General features: G+C 41.9%; 12 protein-coding genes and 1 pseudogene. 5 read left to right on the top strand and 8 right to left on the bottom strand.

Features of this window, described 5'->3' with window-relative positions; all coding sequences use genetic code 11:
- Positions 1-39: 39 nt before the first annotated feature.
- From ACKTR2_RS03915 to ACKTR2_RS03905, 3 genes are all read right to left on the bottom strand, one after another.
- Positions 40-1,662 (bottom strand): ABC-F family ATP-binding cassette domain-containing protein, encoded by a 1,623-nt coding sequence (locus ACKTR2_RS03915; RefSeq protein ID WP_407882724.1) that lies wholly within the window; start codon positions 1,660-1,662, stop codon positions 40-42.
- Positions 1,663-1,815: 153 nt separating this feature from the next.
- Entirely contained in the window at positions 1,816-2,307 is a 492-nt protein-coding gene (locus ACKTR2_RS03910) for a hypothetical protein (RefSeq protein WP_407882722.1), read from the bottom strand.
- A gap of 161 nt (positions 2,308-2,468) precedes the next feature.
- Entirely contained in the window at positions 2,469-3,494 is a 1,026-nt protein-coding gene (locus ACKTR2_RS03905; RefSeq protein WP_407882720.1) for a hypothetical protein, read from the bottom strand.
- 241 nt (positions 3,495-3,735) lie between these two features.
- On the opposite strand from ACKTR2_RS03905, the gene ACKTR2_RS03900 reads away from it, so the two are divergent.
- Both ACKTR2_RS03900 and ACKTR2_RS03895 read left to right on the top strand, forming a co-directional pair.
- Positions 3,736-4,245, top strand: a complete 510-nt coding sequence (locus ACKTR2_RS03900) for a MarR family winged helix-turn-helix transcriptional regulator (protein WP_407882718.1) — start codon at positions 3,736-3,738, stop codon at positions 4,243-4,245.
- Positions 4,246-4,336: 91 nt separating this feature from the next.
- Positions 4,337-4,813: a glutathione peroxidase gene (locus ACKTR2_RS03895; RefSeq protein WP_407882716.1), complete on the top strand. Its 477-nt coding sequence runs from the start codon at positions 4,337-4,339 to the stop codon at positions 4,811-4,813.
- Positions 4,814-4,864: 51 nt separating this feature from the next.
- On the opposite strand, the gene ACKTR2_RS03890 is transcribed toward ACKTR2_RS03895, so the two are convergent.
- From ACKTR2_RS03890 to ACKTR2_RS03875, 4 genes and pseudogenes are all read right to left on the bottom strand, one after another.
- Entirely contained in the window at positions 4,865-5,506 is a 642-nt protein-coding gene (locus ACKTR2_RS03890) for a hypothetical protein (RefSeq protein ID WP_407882714.1), read from the bottom strand.
- A 170-nt stretch (positions 5,507-5,676) separates the two neighbouring features.
- Positions 5,677-6,162 carry a MarR family winged helix-turn-helix transcriptional regulator gene (locus ACKTR2_RS03885; RefSeq protein WP_407882713.1) on the bottom strand — a complete coding sequence of 162 codons (486 nt, stop codon included), beginning with the start codon at positions 6,160-6,162 and terminating at the stop codon, positions 5,677-5,679.
- 270 nt (positions 6,163-6,432) lie between these two features.
- Positions 6,433-8,084: pseudogene (locus ACKTR2_RS03880) on the bottom strand (peptide ABC transporter substrate-binding protein).
- A gap of 379 nt (positions 8,085-8,463) precedes the next feature.
- The gene (locus ACKTR2_RS03875) at positions 8,464-9,435 is read right to left on the bottom strand and encodes an AEC family transporter (protein WP_407882711.1); all 972 of its coding nucleotides are present in this window, start codon (positions 9,433-9,435) and stop codon (positions 8,464-8,466) included.
- A gap of 419 nt (positions 9,436-9,854) precedes the next feature.
- Between ACKTR2_RS03875 and ACKTR2_RS03870 the strand changes: the two genes are divergently transcribed.
- Positions 9,855-11,027, top strand: a complete 1,173-nt coding sequence (locus ACKTR2_RS03870) for an iron-containing alcohol dehydrogenase (protein WP_407882709.1) — start codon at positions 9,855-9,857, stop codon at positions 11,025-11,027.
- Between the two features lie 246 nt (positions 11,028-11,273).
- On the opposite strand, the gene ACKTR2_RS03865 is transcribed toward ACKTR2_RS03870, so the two are convergent.
- Positions 11,274-12,254, bottom strand: a complete 981-nt coding sequence (locus ACKTR2_RS03865) for an aldo/keto reductase (RefSeq protein WP_407882707.1) — start codon at positions 12,252-12,254, stop codon at positions 11,274-11,276.
- Between the two features lie 208 nt (positions 12,255-12,462).
- Between ACKTR2_RS03865 and ACKTR2_RS03860 the strand changes: the two genes are divergently transcribed.
- Together ACKTR2_RS03860 and ACKTR2_RS03855 are read left to right on the top strand one after the other, a co-directional pair.
- On the top strand, positions 12,463-12,624 hold the full coding sequence (locus ACKTR2_RS03860) for a hypothetical protein (protein WP_407882705.1): 162 nt from the start codon (positions 12,463-12,465) through the stop codon (positions 12,622-12,624).
- A gap of 486 nt (positions 12,625-13,110) precedes the next feature.
- A complete protein-coding gene (locus tag ACKTR2_RS03855) occupies positions 13,111-14,853 on the top strand; it encodes an MFS transporter (protein WP_407882703.1) in 1,743 nt (580 codons plus the stop codon).
- The last annotated feature ends 4 nt before the right edge of the window (positions 14,854-14,857 follow it).

Below are 14,857 nucleotides of genomic sequence, written 5' to 3'. Positions count from 1 at the left end.
AAAATGCGACGGTGGTTTTTAAAACATCTAATTGCATGACTAATACAGTTCGCTTACTTGTTTTTGAACAAATTCATGATTTAAAAATTCGTCATAATTTGTTTCGGCGCGCTCAACAATTCCTCGGTCACTGACTTCAATTAAATGATCGGCGATTGTTGAAATAAATTCATGGTCATGGGAAGTGAACACCACCGCACCTTTGAAAGCAATGAGACTGTCATTCAAGGCGGTAATGGATTCCAAATCTAAATGGTTAGTGGGATCGTCCATCAACAGAACATTGGCTCGGCTCAACATCATTTTTGATAGCATTGCCCGAACCTTTTCGCCACCAGACAGGACATTAACTTCCCGCAATACATCTTCGCCAGAGAATAACATTTTGCCTAGGAAACCGCGAAGAAAGGTATTGTCATCCTCACCCTTTGGCGCATATTGACGCAACCAATCTAAAATTGTTAGATGGCTGTCTGCAAATTCACTATTGATGTCCTTGGGCAAATACGTCCTTGTGGTTGTCTGTCCCCAGGTCACCGTCCCCGTATCCGGCAATATTTCCCCGGAAATAATCTGCATCAATGTCGTCGTAGCCAAATCTGAACGACTTAGTAGCGCCGTTTTTTCATTTGGACGAAGGGTAAACGTAATTTGATCGAGAACTTTCACCCCGTCGATAGTCTTTGACACGCCATCCACTCGAAGCAAATCATTACCAATCTCCCGGTCTGGCGTAAATTGGATAAAGGGATATTTTCGCGACGACGGTTTGAGATCGTCTAGTGTAATCTTATCAAGTTGCTTCTTCCGCGAAGTTGCCTGTTTAGACTTCGAAGCATTTGCACTGAAGCGAGCAATGAAATCTTGTAATTCTTTAATCTGCTCTTCTTTTTTCTGGTTGGCGCTATTTCGCAGCTTCGTTGCTAAGGCGCTACTTTCCATCCAAAAATCGTAGTTTCCAACGAACAACGTAATTTTGCCAAAATCCACATCACACATGTGTGTGCATACTTGATTTAAAAAGTGTCGGTCATGCGAAACCACGATCACCGTATTCTGATAGTCTGCTAAAAAGTTTTCTAACCAACCGATCGACTGAACATCCAGACCATTTGTTGGTTCGTCTAACAATAGAATATCAGGATTACCGAATAGCGCTTGGCCTAGGAGCACCTTAACCTTCTGTGATTCAGTCAGTTCGCTCATTTTTTGTTGATGCATGGCCTCGTTAATCCCGAGTGCCTGCAGCAACTGATTAGCCTCGACCTCCGCATTCCATCCATCCAATTCAGCAAACTCTGCTTCTAATTCTGCCGCCTGCATCCCATCCTCATCGCTAAAATCAGCTTTCGCATACAACGCATCTTTTTCGCTCATGATCTCATATAACCGTTGGTGACCACGAATAACGGTGTTCATCACCGTTTCATCCTCAAATGCAAAATGGTTTTGGTTTAAACTGCTCATTCGTTCATTAGGCCCAAGGCTGACGGTCCCGGTTGTTGGCTTGAGCTCACCTTCAATTATCTTTAGGAAGGTGGATTTTCCGGCACCGTTTGCCCCAATCACACCATAACAATTGCCAGGGGTGAATTTTAAATTAATATCACTATAGAGTTTATGGGTACCAAACTGCATACTGACGTCGTTAACTGTTAACATAACTACCTCGTCTCTTTACTAAAAACCAGCCGCGCCTAAACCACTGCACGGTTGGTTTTCTAACTGATGTTCACTTGTCGTCTTAGCCTATCATACTTTTGGCTTTACGTCACCAGCATGGCCGAGAGCGAAGCATGGTTAACCTCAGCTTCATTAAGCTTCATCAGTCGCGTCGCTTTGGCGGTGATAGAATGCCATTACGCTTCTAGCTATGGGTTGCGCAATAAAGCCTTCGACAATAAATGCAATTGTGAAATTACGCGGCCAGATTTGAAAGAAGTGATTAATCGGGGCCATCGTGATCTGTCGTGTTCCAATCCATGTACCGAGAACGGTTAGGACTAGTGACATCAAGAATACTTGGCACATAGCCCGAATTAGCATCGTCGCCTTAAATGATGTGCCAGGTTCCAAAATCAAATTTGCCAGCTGCCCACTCGGTTTATCTGTTAAGAAGACTAAGGCAATGACAAATAGCCACAATAGTGGAATTTGTTGGAGGACTCCCAACCAATGGCTCATTGAAAATCCAATCTCTAGTCCGGTGATGAGTGGTGCGATGATATTTACCGATAGAACTGAAATCACTAACATAAATAAGACTGTTTCTTTAAAACTGTGTGGTAACCGTTGTTGAAATTCCAAAATACAGACCTCATTCTTTAAATTTTAAGCAAAAAAATTCAGCACAAGGAGAGAGAAATCCTTGTGCTGAACCATTATACGCACGCTTATTAGGGTTTAAATGTACCATAATTTTGCGAGCCTTCGCTAGTGAAAATTTAATTTTTAGCAGACCGCGTTAACTATTGCTGGTTGGCTGTTTGGACGATCGAGGTAAGGTAATTGTTGGTGTCAACTAGGGTTGCTCCAGACACAACATCCGTTTTTTTACCTTTGCTGTCGTTGACCGTGTTGGTTAAATCACTCGCTGTTTTACCCGCAGCAAATTGATCGATCGCCTTAATTGACTTCATCCGTGATTGCGTTGATTTAGCTTCTTTCTTCATCAGTGCCGAGTAGCCCTTATCATTGGCTTGCTTGGAAATAAGCATCTGACCACTCTTGTAACCTTCTTTACCAAACTTCGCGTTACTATTCGGTACACCAGTAAAGTCTTTGCTGCCCTTTTTAACGAATTGGAATTCGTCAATGCTCGTTGCGGCAATCTTGTCGCCACTCATCGCCACAGTAGTGACAGCAAATGCCTGTTTTCCATGCGGCGCCGTGTCCATTTGCTTCAAAACAACATTATCATCATCTACCGTGGTCCCTTTAGTGGTGTACCCCTTCTTGGCCGCATTAGCAATTGCTTTAACATAGCCATTCGTGCTGGCCAGTGTGGCCCCTGAGATTACTTTCTTTTGCATGGCTTTATTTTTCTTGGTAGCACTTAGCAACTGACTAGCCGTTTTGCCTTTAACATAATTTTCAATGGCTGTCATTGAATCAGCGCGAGACTTGGTCGCTTTAGCGTTCTTCTTCATCAGATCAGAATAGGCCGCATCGTTAGCATTCTTTGAAATTAACATTTGCCCACTCTTATAATCCTTGCCGAAGTCGCTATTACTATTCGGCACACCGGTAAAACCTTTACTACCTTTCTTCACAAACTGAAATTCATCAATTTTGGCGGCTAAAATTTTATTGCCTTTCATAGCCACCGTCGTCACAGCAAATGATTCATTGTTATGTGGCGATCCGTCAAGTTGTTTTAAGACAACCTGCTCGCTATCGTCCGCATTAGCTCCCGTCGTTGGAATCAAAAACAGAGAACTACCCATTGTTACCGCCGCTGCTAAAGTTGCCACTTTCATACCTAGCTTTGCCATAATGAAATCCCCCCATTTGTGAAAACAATTTCAAATTTAATACGAGTTCATTTTATCATCACAAATTTGTTTTTCCTAGTCTTTTTGTAAGCGCTTACTAAAATGAAGTCAGCGACTGCGCATCATAGTTGCACCATGCCACCAGCTTGACAGCTTAGTTGCATATAAATTACTAGTAATTTATTATTAAAATGTCCCATAACCCACCAAGCTACCTTGTTCCATTAAGGAGATTTTACGCATGACAGATTATTTTCAACAATTACGCCAATCGATTCATATTTTGAATCAAACACAAGATCAGTTCAAAGAACATTTCTGGCAAACTGCCATGAATGAATTTAAAGACCAATTACCAACGGCGACAATTACGGAGCTTGAACATTTGCACCTCAATCATTCAGAAATGCAACTGCTGGGTTATATTGACCAGGCCCCTGATCAAACACTGGCCTATCAGGTCTTAGTCACCCAGATTGATTTTTCTCAGGGTCTACTATCTAGATACATCAAACGTCTAGAGGCGGCAGGGCTAATTGACCGATTTCATCCGGCCGATAACCAAAAAGCCGTTTCAATCAGGATCACGGCGCGTGGTCACTTGATTGCACCGCTGCATACACGAATGCATGAAGCAGAACGACAACGTTACCAGACTGTTTTGGCTCAATTTGGTGAAGATCAACTTCAGATAGCGGTTGAGGTCCTATCAGCGATGGCTAACGTCAATCTATCCAGCGAAAGAGCTTAATTGCTTTCGTCGTCGAGTCACAATCTAAATGTTCGCATCTTACCGATTAATTCCCCATAATGGGGGTACTAAGCATTACAGGAGGTTCATGATGACGACAATTTATGATTTTAAAGAAACCGAATTAAGTGGCCAACCACTTAAACTTTCAGCCTATCGTGGCAATGTCGTTTTAATCGTGAATACAGCAAGCAAATGTGGGCTAGCTCCGCAACTAAAAGGTTTGGAAAAGCTATACCAAAATTATCAAGACCAGGGATTAGTCGTACTCGGTCTCCCTTCAAATCAATTTCATCAAGAGCTAGCGAACGATTCTGACATCAACGATTTTTGCCAAGTACACTATGGGGTCACGTTTCCAATGACCCAAAAGATCCAAGTCAATGGTGAGCAAACTGATCCTTTATTCGTTTATTTAAAGCAGGCTTCTGGTCATGGTCGAATCAAATGGAACTACACAAAATTTCTAATTGGTCGAGATGGTCACCTCATTAAACGCTTTGCTCCGACCACGACACCAGAAAATATCGAAGACAGTATTATCAACGCATTAGAAACCAACAAATAAAGCGATTCCCTCTTTGAGGAAATCGCTTTATTTGTCGACTAGTCATGAAGACTAATTCATTGCAATTGGGAACTGTTCCGCAGCCCGTTGGTCGACCGGCGTCACTCGTTGACGTAAAATCGTTTGCCACTGCGTATTTGGCAAGGTGCTGATATCATTTAAATAGAGTTCTCGATGGGCACCTTCTGTATTATCGATTGCAAATGGACTCTCCGCAACAAAAGCCTTTAATTGTTGCACGGTGGCTGCGTCAGTCAGACCAACATGACCAATTTGTGCCTCGAGACCTTCCTCAAACCGACCATATTTAATCTGTCCCACCACTGGATCACTTTGGGCTAATTGACCAATAGCCTGTTCAACAGCCGTTGCCGGCATGAAGTTGGGGTGCTTCATCAACATCTGATAGTCTCTATGAGGTTCGCCAATGTTGCCTACCCAGCTAACATTTAGCGGATAATGAACATAGTTACGGAAATCATTAATTTCGATGTGATGTTGTGGTGCCTCTGTTAAGTACTGACCTAGTGCTAACATCGCTTTAGCTTGCGTCATGAACGTTTCACTATGCTCATCACCAGTTCCTGATAACATAATATAATTTCGTTCGCCCAATTGAACGACTGAGCCTTGGGTGACATCGTGAGTATATTCTTCGGTTTCCATCTTTGACCAATCAAATAAAAACGCCATGTTGCCATCTCCTCACACTCTTGATGAGGCAAATGTAACACATGGCGTTTTATTAACGTTGAAATAGTCCTTATAACATTCATCATCTTGTAAGTGTTTCACGTGAAACACGCTCAAACAAAACTTCCGGTGGTGATGCTGTGAACCAATGCAGCCTCGGCACAAGCGAGTTAGTCTTTAGTCTCGTTCTCTGCTGCTAAATCTTTAGGATCAATTGACTTCAAGCGATCCGCTAAGTCAAACATTGCCGTACGAGAGCTAACATAGGTTTGATCATCAAACCCCAGCAAACTCTGACAATCAGTAACTTGTGAATAAACTTCATCACGCTTTGATTTAGCCATTGGTGTTAGGCGGACGATCACTTGCCGTTCGTCAATCTTTGAACGGGTCCGTTTTACCCAACCGTTTTGTTCCAACCGCCGTAATAGTGGCGTTAAAGTACCACTATCAAGGTTCAAGCGGGAACCAATTTCATTCACCGTGAGCTTATCATGTTCCCACAAAGCGCAGAGCGCGATGTACTGGGGAAAGGTTAAATTATACGGTTTTAACGTTTCAATATAAAAGTGGTTGAATAATTTATTTGCGTTATAAACTGCCACGCAGAGTTGTTCATCAATTAAGCGTGGCTTGACTTCTGGATTCGATGCCATTTTCGTGCCTCCATATTTACTTGAGTACAATTTACTGAGTACTACTGTAATAGCTATACGTTAGCACATTCATCCACTAAAAAGCCAGTCTTCTGACTAATCTGAAATGGTTCTAAGGAACAAGTTGTAAAATTCCGTCACGCGTTGTTATTAAAGGGTTTTCAGACCGAACAAAAGTAAACAGATCCCCTCAATTCCAACCTTAAATGTCAAAAAAAGGGACCCCAATCGGCTGACAGCGCTTACCGACTTATGCTCCCTCTTAATTCGTTATTTAATGTACGTATACTTGTAGTTCCACTGAGTTCCTGCCGTATTATGAATGATACCATGCACATCCTTTTGCTGAAGATAAGCATAATTGGCTTGATACAGTGGGGTAAAACTCTGTACTTCATTGAGTCGTTGACTTGCACTCACTAAATCTTGCCAACGTCGTTCTGGAGTATTCGCATCAGCTCCTTCCGCTCGACTAATGAGCTCGTCGTACGTTTTATCCGACCATTTACCATAGTTATAAGCCGTGTTACTTTGGGGAATTTGGAGGAAGGTGATGGGATCATTAAAATCGCCACCCCAACTGGATAGACTTATGTCAAAATCACCTTTTTGCCCTTGTTGGTTTGCGGCTTTTCCTGGAATAGATCGGATATTTAGCGTGAAGTTTGGTAACGTTTTTTCTAACTGACTCTTTAAGTATTGGGTCACCACGGTGCTCGATGCATCGTCATCAGCAGCGAGGAGGGTCAAATGGACTTGCTTCTCACCAATTTCTTTCAATCCAGCTGCAAACTTTCTTCTAGCCAGGCTCGGATTATAAGTCACTGTGTCCGGGACTGCTTGTTCATCAGCAAAGTCTCGCCCATTTTTCGGATCATGAGCTAATCCTCCCGGGACAAAACCAGTTGGTACCCGTGACCCGTCACCTAAGACCTTCTCCGTCAATTGTGGTCGGTTAATGGCTAACGCAACAGCTTGACGAATATTTTGATTATTCGTGACTTTATTATTAGTTTCATCCGGGTCATGAAAATTCCACTTCAAATAGTTGATTAAGGAGTATGGGTACTCTTTGAATAATGAACTGTTCTGATAATTCTTGACCTGTTGATTCGACAACAACGTTAAACTCAGCTTCTTTTGTTGAAAAATTTCAACACCAGTGGTCGGATTGCCCAGCACCTGATAGGTAATCTTATGTAGCTTAACAACTTTTTTATCCCAGTATTGATCGTTTTTAACAAACTGCCAGTGATTACCAGTACCGTTCCAGTTAACCAGTTTAAATGGCCCGCTATAAACCATGTACTGTGCCTTGGTCGCGTACTTTTTACCATATTTATCAATAACCCGTTGATTCTGCGGCGCAAATAGCGGATATGCCATCAACAATTTGAAATATGCGATCGGTCGGTCAAGTTGCACAACCACGGTTCGAGAATTTGGCGCGCTAATGCCCAGCTTTTTGGTGAGAGGCGCCCTTGATTAACGGCAGTAGCATTTTTTATCCCATTAAACAAATAAGCATATTGTGATTTTGTCGCCGGTGTTAAGGTTCGCCGCCATGAATAAACGAAATCTTTTGCTATTAAAGCATCCCCATTACTCCACTTCAAACCAGGACGCAGGTGAAATGTGTACGTTTTACCATCCGAACTTACTTGAACCGATTTTGCTAATCCTGGTGTGAGTTTCCCTTGTTTGCCTAATCGATAGAAACTTTCGTAAATATTTCCAGTTTGACCGTAACCTGTCGCCTTCGCTAAATCAATCGTGTCTAATGGTGCCTGTGCCGACAATCGCAAGGTTTGCTGATCACTAGCGCTAGTCTTCTTTTGACCACAGGCGGCTAACACAATCGTCAATAAACCGAGGCTGGTTACTATCAAAAGCATACGTGTCTTAAATGACTGCCTTTTCATCTTATTTTCCCCTCTAAACGTTCTTGAAATTCAAGTGTGGGCGCTAGTCATTAAAATGAAGACAACAAAAAAACGGCCTTTGCCCACACGCGGGCAAAAGCCGTTACACAATTTTTCACTGAATTTGCCGATGAAAGTCATTTAATCATCGTTAATCATTGAAAAATTCCATCGTGTTAACAGGCCTGTTTTGCCGCGATTAGTATCGTTTGGCTTGATAGACGGGTGTAACAACAACAGAATTGTGACAATGACATCATGATTAAACACTCCTTTCAAAAATTAAACCGCTTTAAAATTAATATGTGCATAGCGTACCCGATTACTCATTATTCGTCAATTAAATTTTCATCTGGCATTTCAACGTAAATTGCTTGACCTACACTAAGTTAATAATCCCCATAATGACTGGTACCACGATAATAAATAGTGTTGAAGTCGCAACGACAATGTTAGTCGCAAATTTAACGTCACTGTGATAAGTATTAGCTAGAATAGGCAATACTGCCAATGCGGGCGTTGCAGATTGAATAATCAAAGTCTTTTGAAATACGCCGACCATTGGAACTCCGGCATGTAACCCAACAAAGATGATGAGCGCCATAATAATTGGTGATAACACGAACCGACCAAGTAGCGTCAAAATAACATGACCATCAAATGACATATTTTTCAAACCAAAATTACGCAACATAATGCCGATGTAGATCAAGGATAGTGGTGTCACCAGTCCACCAATGGCTGTTAATGTAGTAGTAATAAAACTTGGTAAACTAGTCGCCGCTTGTGGCCAGAAAAAGATAAATGGCAACGCGACGATGAAGCCCCATAGTGGCACCGGCAATAAGTGATGCCAATCAAATTGGGCTTTTTCACCACTAGTGGTTGGATCATCAGCGGCGATAATCCACACCCCAACAGTCCAGATTACGACCGTATTCACAATATAATAAACCAAAAGGTACGGTACCGAGGGTTGACCGAATAAGGCCACATTCAAGGGTAATCCAATAAAGACCGTATTTGCCCCGTTCATCGCCGTCATCATTAAACCCCGTCGTCCCTTGGGTACTCGGAATAACCGCGTTAAGAACCAAGCCAATAAATAGCCAATGACAACCGCTAAAATAACGTAGAGCAAGCCAGTGGAAAGTGTGGCCAATTGTGCCGGTTTAAAACGTTCAAGCATCGCCATAAAGATGGAAGCCGGTAACCCGATGTTCATAATTATCTTTGATAACGCACCAGAAAACTTGTCATCAAACCAGCCACGTCCTTGCGCCCAATAACCGACCGCAATCATTAATACAATTGATAAAACACTCTGAATCGACGTCCAAAATACTGCCATTTTTAATCACTTTCGTTTCTATATAAATTTTGTCGGCCTTGTGAGTTCACAATTACTTGACTTGAACATGCTAACACGAAAACGCTTTAAATACTTCAAATCAAGCTCCCTATTTTTTAAAAAATAAAAGAAGCAATTTGATAAACATCAATTTTTCCATAATAGCTTTAACAACTAGCAAACTTTAGCAGGTCAATGTTTAAGATGGCTCACTAAACGGCGATTTTGTGAAAAATGTTAATTATGTATGAAAGCGCTTTTATAAAAGTCAGGCGACTGTAACGGTTCATATACATTGATACAGCAGACTTTGTGAATGTTCAAAAACACTATTGATAATTGTAAGTATTGAAGTTATAGTTTACTTGTGAATGAGTTAGTTAGTGTTCGCACAATTTTGGAAAGAAGGTTCTTCAGTTATGGCTGAACGCAGTTATGATTTTTTGATGCCAAGTGTCAACTTCTTTGGCCCTGGCGTGATTAGTAAGATTGGTGAACGTGCCAAGATGTTGGGTATGAAAAAGCCCGTTGTGGTTACCGATAAATTTCTGGAAGGTTTAAAAGATGGCGCCGTTGAACAAACACTGACCTCCTTGAAAGCCGCTGGTGTTGACTACATTATTTATAACGGCGTTGAACCTAATCCAAAGATTCGCAATATTCAGGAAGTGAAGAAGTTATACGAAGAATCAGGTGCCGACTCTATTATTACGGTCGGTGGTGGCTCTGCTCACGATACAGGTAAAGGTGCCGGAATTATCTTAACGAACGGTGACGACATCACTAAGTTAGCTGGTATCGAAACACTCGATAACGCGTTGCCACCACTGATTGCTGTCAATACGACGGCTGGCACTGGTTCAGAATTGACGCGTCACGCGGTGATCACTAATGAAGAAACACACTTGAAGTTCGTTGTTGTTTCTTGGCGGAACATTCCATTGGTTTCTTTCAACGATCCAAGTTTGATGTTGGACGTGCCAAAAGGCTTAACAGCTGCCACGGGAATGGATGCTTTCGTACAAGCAATCGAGCCATATGTTTCAGTAGATCACAACCCGATCACGGACTCACAATGTATTGAAGCGATCAAGTTGATTGAAACTTCCTTACGTGAAGCTGTTGCTAACGGTCATAACCTTGAGGCTCGGACCAAGATGGTTGAAGCAGAAATGCTCGCCGGTATGGCCTTCAATAATGCCAACCTAGGTTACGTTCATGCCATGGCGCACCAACTCGGTGGTCAATACGACGCGCCGCATGGTGTCTGCTGTGCCCTATTATTGCCATATGTTGAACAATACAACATCATCGCTGACCCAGAGCGGTTTGCTGAATTAGCTGAAATTATGGGTGAAAACACAGAAGGTCTGTCCACTCGTGACGCCGCTGAATTATCCATCAAAGCCATGAAGCAAATGTCACAAGATGTTGGTATTCCAAAGTCGATCAAAGAAATCGGTGCTAAGCCTGAAGACTTTGAATTGATGGCTGAAAATGCTTTGAAAGACGGTAACGCCTTCTCCAACCCTCGTAAAGGGACCAAAGAAGACATTATCAAGATCTTCCAAGCTGCTTATGATGCAGAATAAGGCTTGAAACCCAAAAATCACTCAAAAGATCGGCTCATGCAATTTTGCAGGGCCGATCTTTTTGAATCTAAGAACATATCAGGTAGAAAATCAGTTCAAAACAAACTACTACTGCCGATTGCAGTTGGCCAATTTGTGGTCGTTAATTAAGTGCCGATGGTCCTGAAGAGCCACAAAAATCCGCTAAGCACCTCGTTCAAGAGGTCTGCTTAGCGGATTTTTGCTTGTCGCTGATTCATTTACACATTACCACAGATACTCAACCGGATTCTTAATCAGCCGGTTATAAACATCACGAACGATGGCCATCTGTTCATCCGTTAATGCTGGTACATCCGATGCGCTAACATTACGCGCAATTTGGCCTGGGTTGGAAGCACCGGGAATCACGGTTGTTACCGCATCGAACATCAGAATCCACCGCAATGCCGTTTGAGCTAACTGCTCCGTCCCCAAACGTTGCTTGAGCTCATTGGCAGCTTTAACGCCAGTCAGATAATCGACACCAGAGAATGTTTCACCCTTATCAAAGGCGGATCCATCGCGATTATAGGAACGATGATCTTCAGCACCAAATTTCGTTTCGGCCGAATATTTCCCGGACAATAATCCAGAGGCCAGTGGCACCCGGGCTAAAATACCAACATTTTTAGCTTGTGCTAACTTGAAGAATAAATTTGCCGGCTTTAATCGAAACATGTTGAAAATAATTTCAACAGTCGAGATGTCATAATCTAATGCTTTGATCGCTTCTTCAGTCTTCTCGACACTGACACCATAATTGCGGATTTTACCGATTTTTTTGAGACGATCCAGTTCGAACCAAACCTCCGGATTGTAATAGACTGCTGTCGGCGGACAGTGCAGCAACACATTATCGAGGGCGTCTACCTGCATGTTTTGTAAACTTGCATCGACGAAGGCATCAATATTGGCCGGTGTATAGCCAGCTGCCACATGGGGGTCAAGCTTACGGCCAATTTTGGTTGAAACGTACACTTTGTCCGTCTTCCCCTTTAAAAAGGTCCCAATGGCCTTTTCACTAAGTCCCTCTTGATAAATATCCGCCGTATCAAAAAAATTAACCCCGGCATCATAAGCCGCCGCTAGCGTTGCTTGGGCATCCTGTTCATCAAAAGGGGCGCCCCACTTACCGCCCAGTTGCCACGTACCTAACGAAACATCACTAATTTTAAATCCTGTCTTTCCTAATGTACGATATTTCATCAAAAGCTCCTTTTATAATTCCTGCTTCTATCGTTAATGCTATGTCTCAAAAGTAATCTCGTCTTTATTGGTAACCTTGTCCATCCTAACAAGTTAATTTATTACCAACAAGTACGCACTTTGAGGTAACTATGAACTGTTAAAGCAACCCGACTTGTGTTTTATGAATAAGTTTAATAATATTAATATATAAGAAATGGAGACTATTATGGGTAAAATCAAAAAATTCATCCTGGCATTGGTCTGGATTATCGCAATTCTGGAACTAATTCTCTTCTTGGCTCAAAACGCAACTTTTATTCCGGTTGCCACCACCTTCTTCATGGCAACTTGTGTCACAATTCTTTTTAAGACTTCCCGTTCAGTTTAATATCAGGACCTGAAGATATTTTAAATGATCTAGTATAAATTCCATTTTATCCCTTGAGCAATTAAGGCTGTTGTGCCTGTATTAGCTCAAGGGATTTTTATCGAAACGTGAGTGATGCAATCTCGCTCCTTAAGTTAAGCTATTAAGTTGCCTAATCTAGGATTTCGATATGATCACCCCGTTACTGATTGGCTGAGTATTCAAGAACTATCCGAAAATCTATCAGCTCGCCATGAATCGCTTAATTTAAAACACTTTAAATAATGGTCCTAAATGGCAACCATCAGAAATGAATTAACATTAAGGCCTAGATCTTTTAATGTTTCCAACGTTATGCCAAATCAAAAGACATCTATTTTCGTCTTAGATCCGGTTAACTTTAATGAAATGATCTTCAAAAAGATGATTGACACCCTCTATATTAACAATTATAGTATGAAGCGTCTTTTATACTATAATTGTTAATATGAATTGAGGCGTTTTAGAATGAAACAAACCAATTGGCTACTCCTTTTAACCATGTGTATCGGTACATTCCTATGTATGTTAGATACAACAGTAATGAATATCGCTTTACCGGCCATTCAAAACCATATGAATGTGCCACTCAGTCAGTTATCTTGGGCTCTTAATATTTACACCATTACTTTTGCAGCGCTTACCATCCCCTTAGCTCGGGCTGCAGATTTATTAGGTCGCAACAAAGTTTATCTAGGTGGTTTAATTATTTTTGCTATAGGTTCTTTTGTTTCAGGACAAGCGGATGTACCTAGGATGCTCATTATTGGTCGAGGCGTTCAAAGCGTCGGCGCGGCAATTATCTTTCCAACAAGTATGACAATTGCGATCGCGACTACCCCACAAGCACAACGCCGCTTGGCACTATTATCGGTCGGTTTAACTCAAGGATTAGCTGCTACATTAGGTCCCACGATTGGTGGCATAGTAACTCAATTTCTCGGCTGGCGCTGGGTATTTTACGTCAATTTACCATTAGTTGCCCTAGCTTTAATTGGTGTTCTAATTCAACTACCGATTCAAAAAGAACCACGGATCAATGCAAAGGTTGATTATGGTGGCATGCTATTGCTCATCATTACTTTATTGTCACTGACAATGGCTTTAACCCAAGGTCCAACTTGGGGTTGGTCTAGCAAAACTGTCATTAGCTTATTTGTCTTAACAATCGGATGCTTAATTAGCTTTATTTTCGTTGAACATCATGTCACATCACCCATGATTCGATTAGATCTGTTTAAAGATCGACAATTTTCTGGCGCCGCAGTGACCGTCATTCTCGCTGGTTTAATCATGGTAGCCGTTATGGTGGTTATGCCAACCTTCTTTACTCAAGTACAGGGCAAGTCGGAGCTAACTGCAGCGTTATTGATCACCCCCGCATCGTTGGCCATCTTTATAGTTTCACCAATTTCGGGAACTTTGGTCGAAACTCTTGGGCCAAGAATCATCATTTTGCTAGGTTTCGTTAGCATGTCAATTAGTTATAGCGTTTTAGGGTTTATGGACCCAGATCATTATTGGCAAACATTTATCGGTTTAGCTTGTTTAGGTATTGGCTACGGGTTAGTTATTGGCCCGATTACCGTCTTAGCAGCCTCAGATTTTGAGGGCGAAAAACTAACTGCTTCGCAAAGTGTGATGGGTGTCTTACGACAAATTGGGAATATTTTAGCGGTGGCAATTTTTATCTCACTACTAACGAGTAATATTAGTAACGCGAAGACAGCCGCTTGGTATCAAGTCCAGACTACTGTGGGTAAAACCAGTTTGCCAAGCACCGTGAAGACAGCAATTTTAACGACAGCACATTCACGAATTTCTAGTGACCATGTAAAAACGACTCGTCAACATGGTAGTGGTATTACACCTGCACAAACACAGCACTTAATTCAAAAGGAAACTCAGCTTGCTTGGAATAAAGACAAAGTAAATCAGTTGCCAAGCCAACTTCAACCAACGGTTAAGCAAAAGATTAGTCGTACTGTCACCAGTCAGGTTAAGGCAACTGTCGCCCACGATAACGGGCAAGTTAATCAAACAACGCACCAGATTACTACTTTAACTAAATCACATATAACAACTGCTTTTTTAAAACTCTATCAATGGTTCCTTCCATTAACGCTTTTGTCCGTACCAGTTTGCTTACTCTTTTATCGCCGTCGAAATTACCTTAGATTGTTACACCGATCTCACAACGCCGCCGATTGAATTT

Source organism: Furfurilactobacillus curtus (assembly GCF_045862785.1).
Taxonomy (GTDB): domain Bacteria; phylum Bacillota; class Bacilli; order Lactobacillales; family Lactobacillaceae; genus Furfurilactobacillus; species Furfurilactobacillus curtus.
This window is presented reverse-complemented; position numbering and strand designations above follow the sequence as displayed.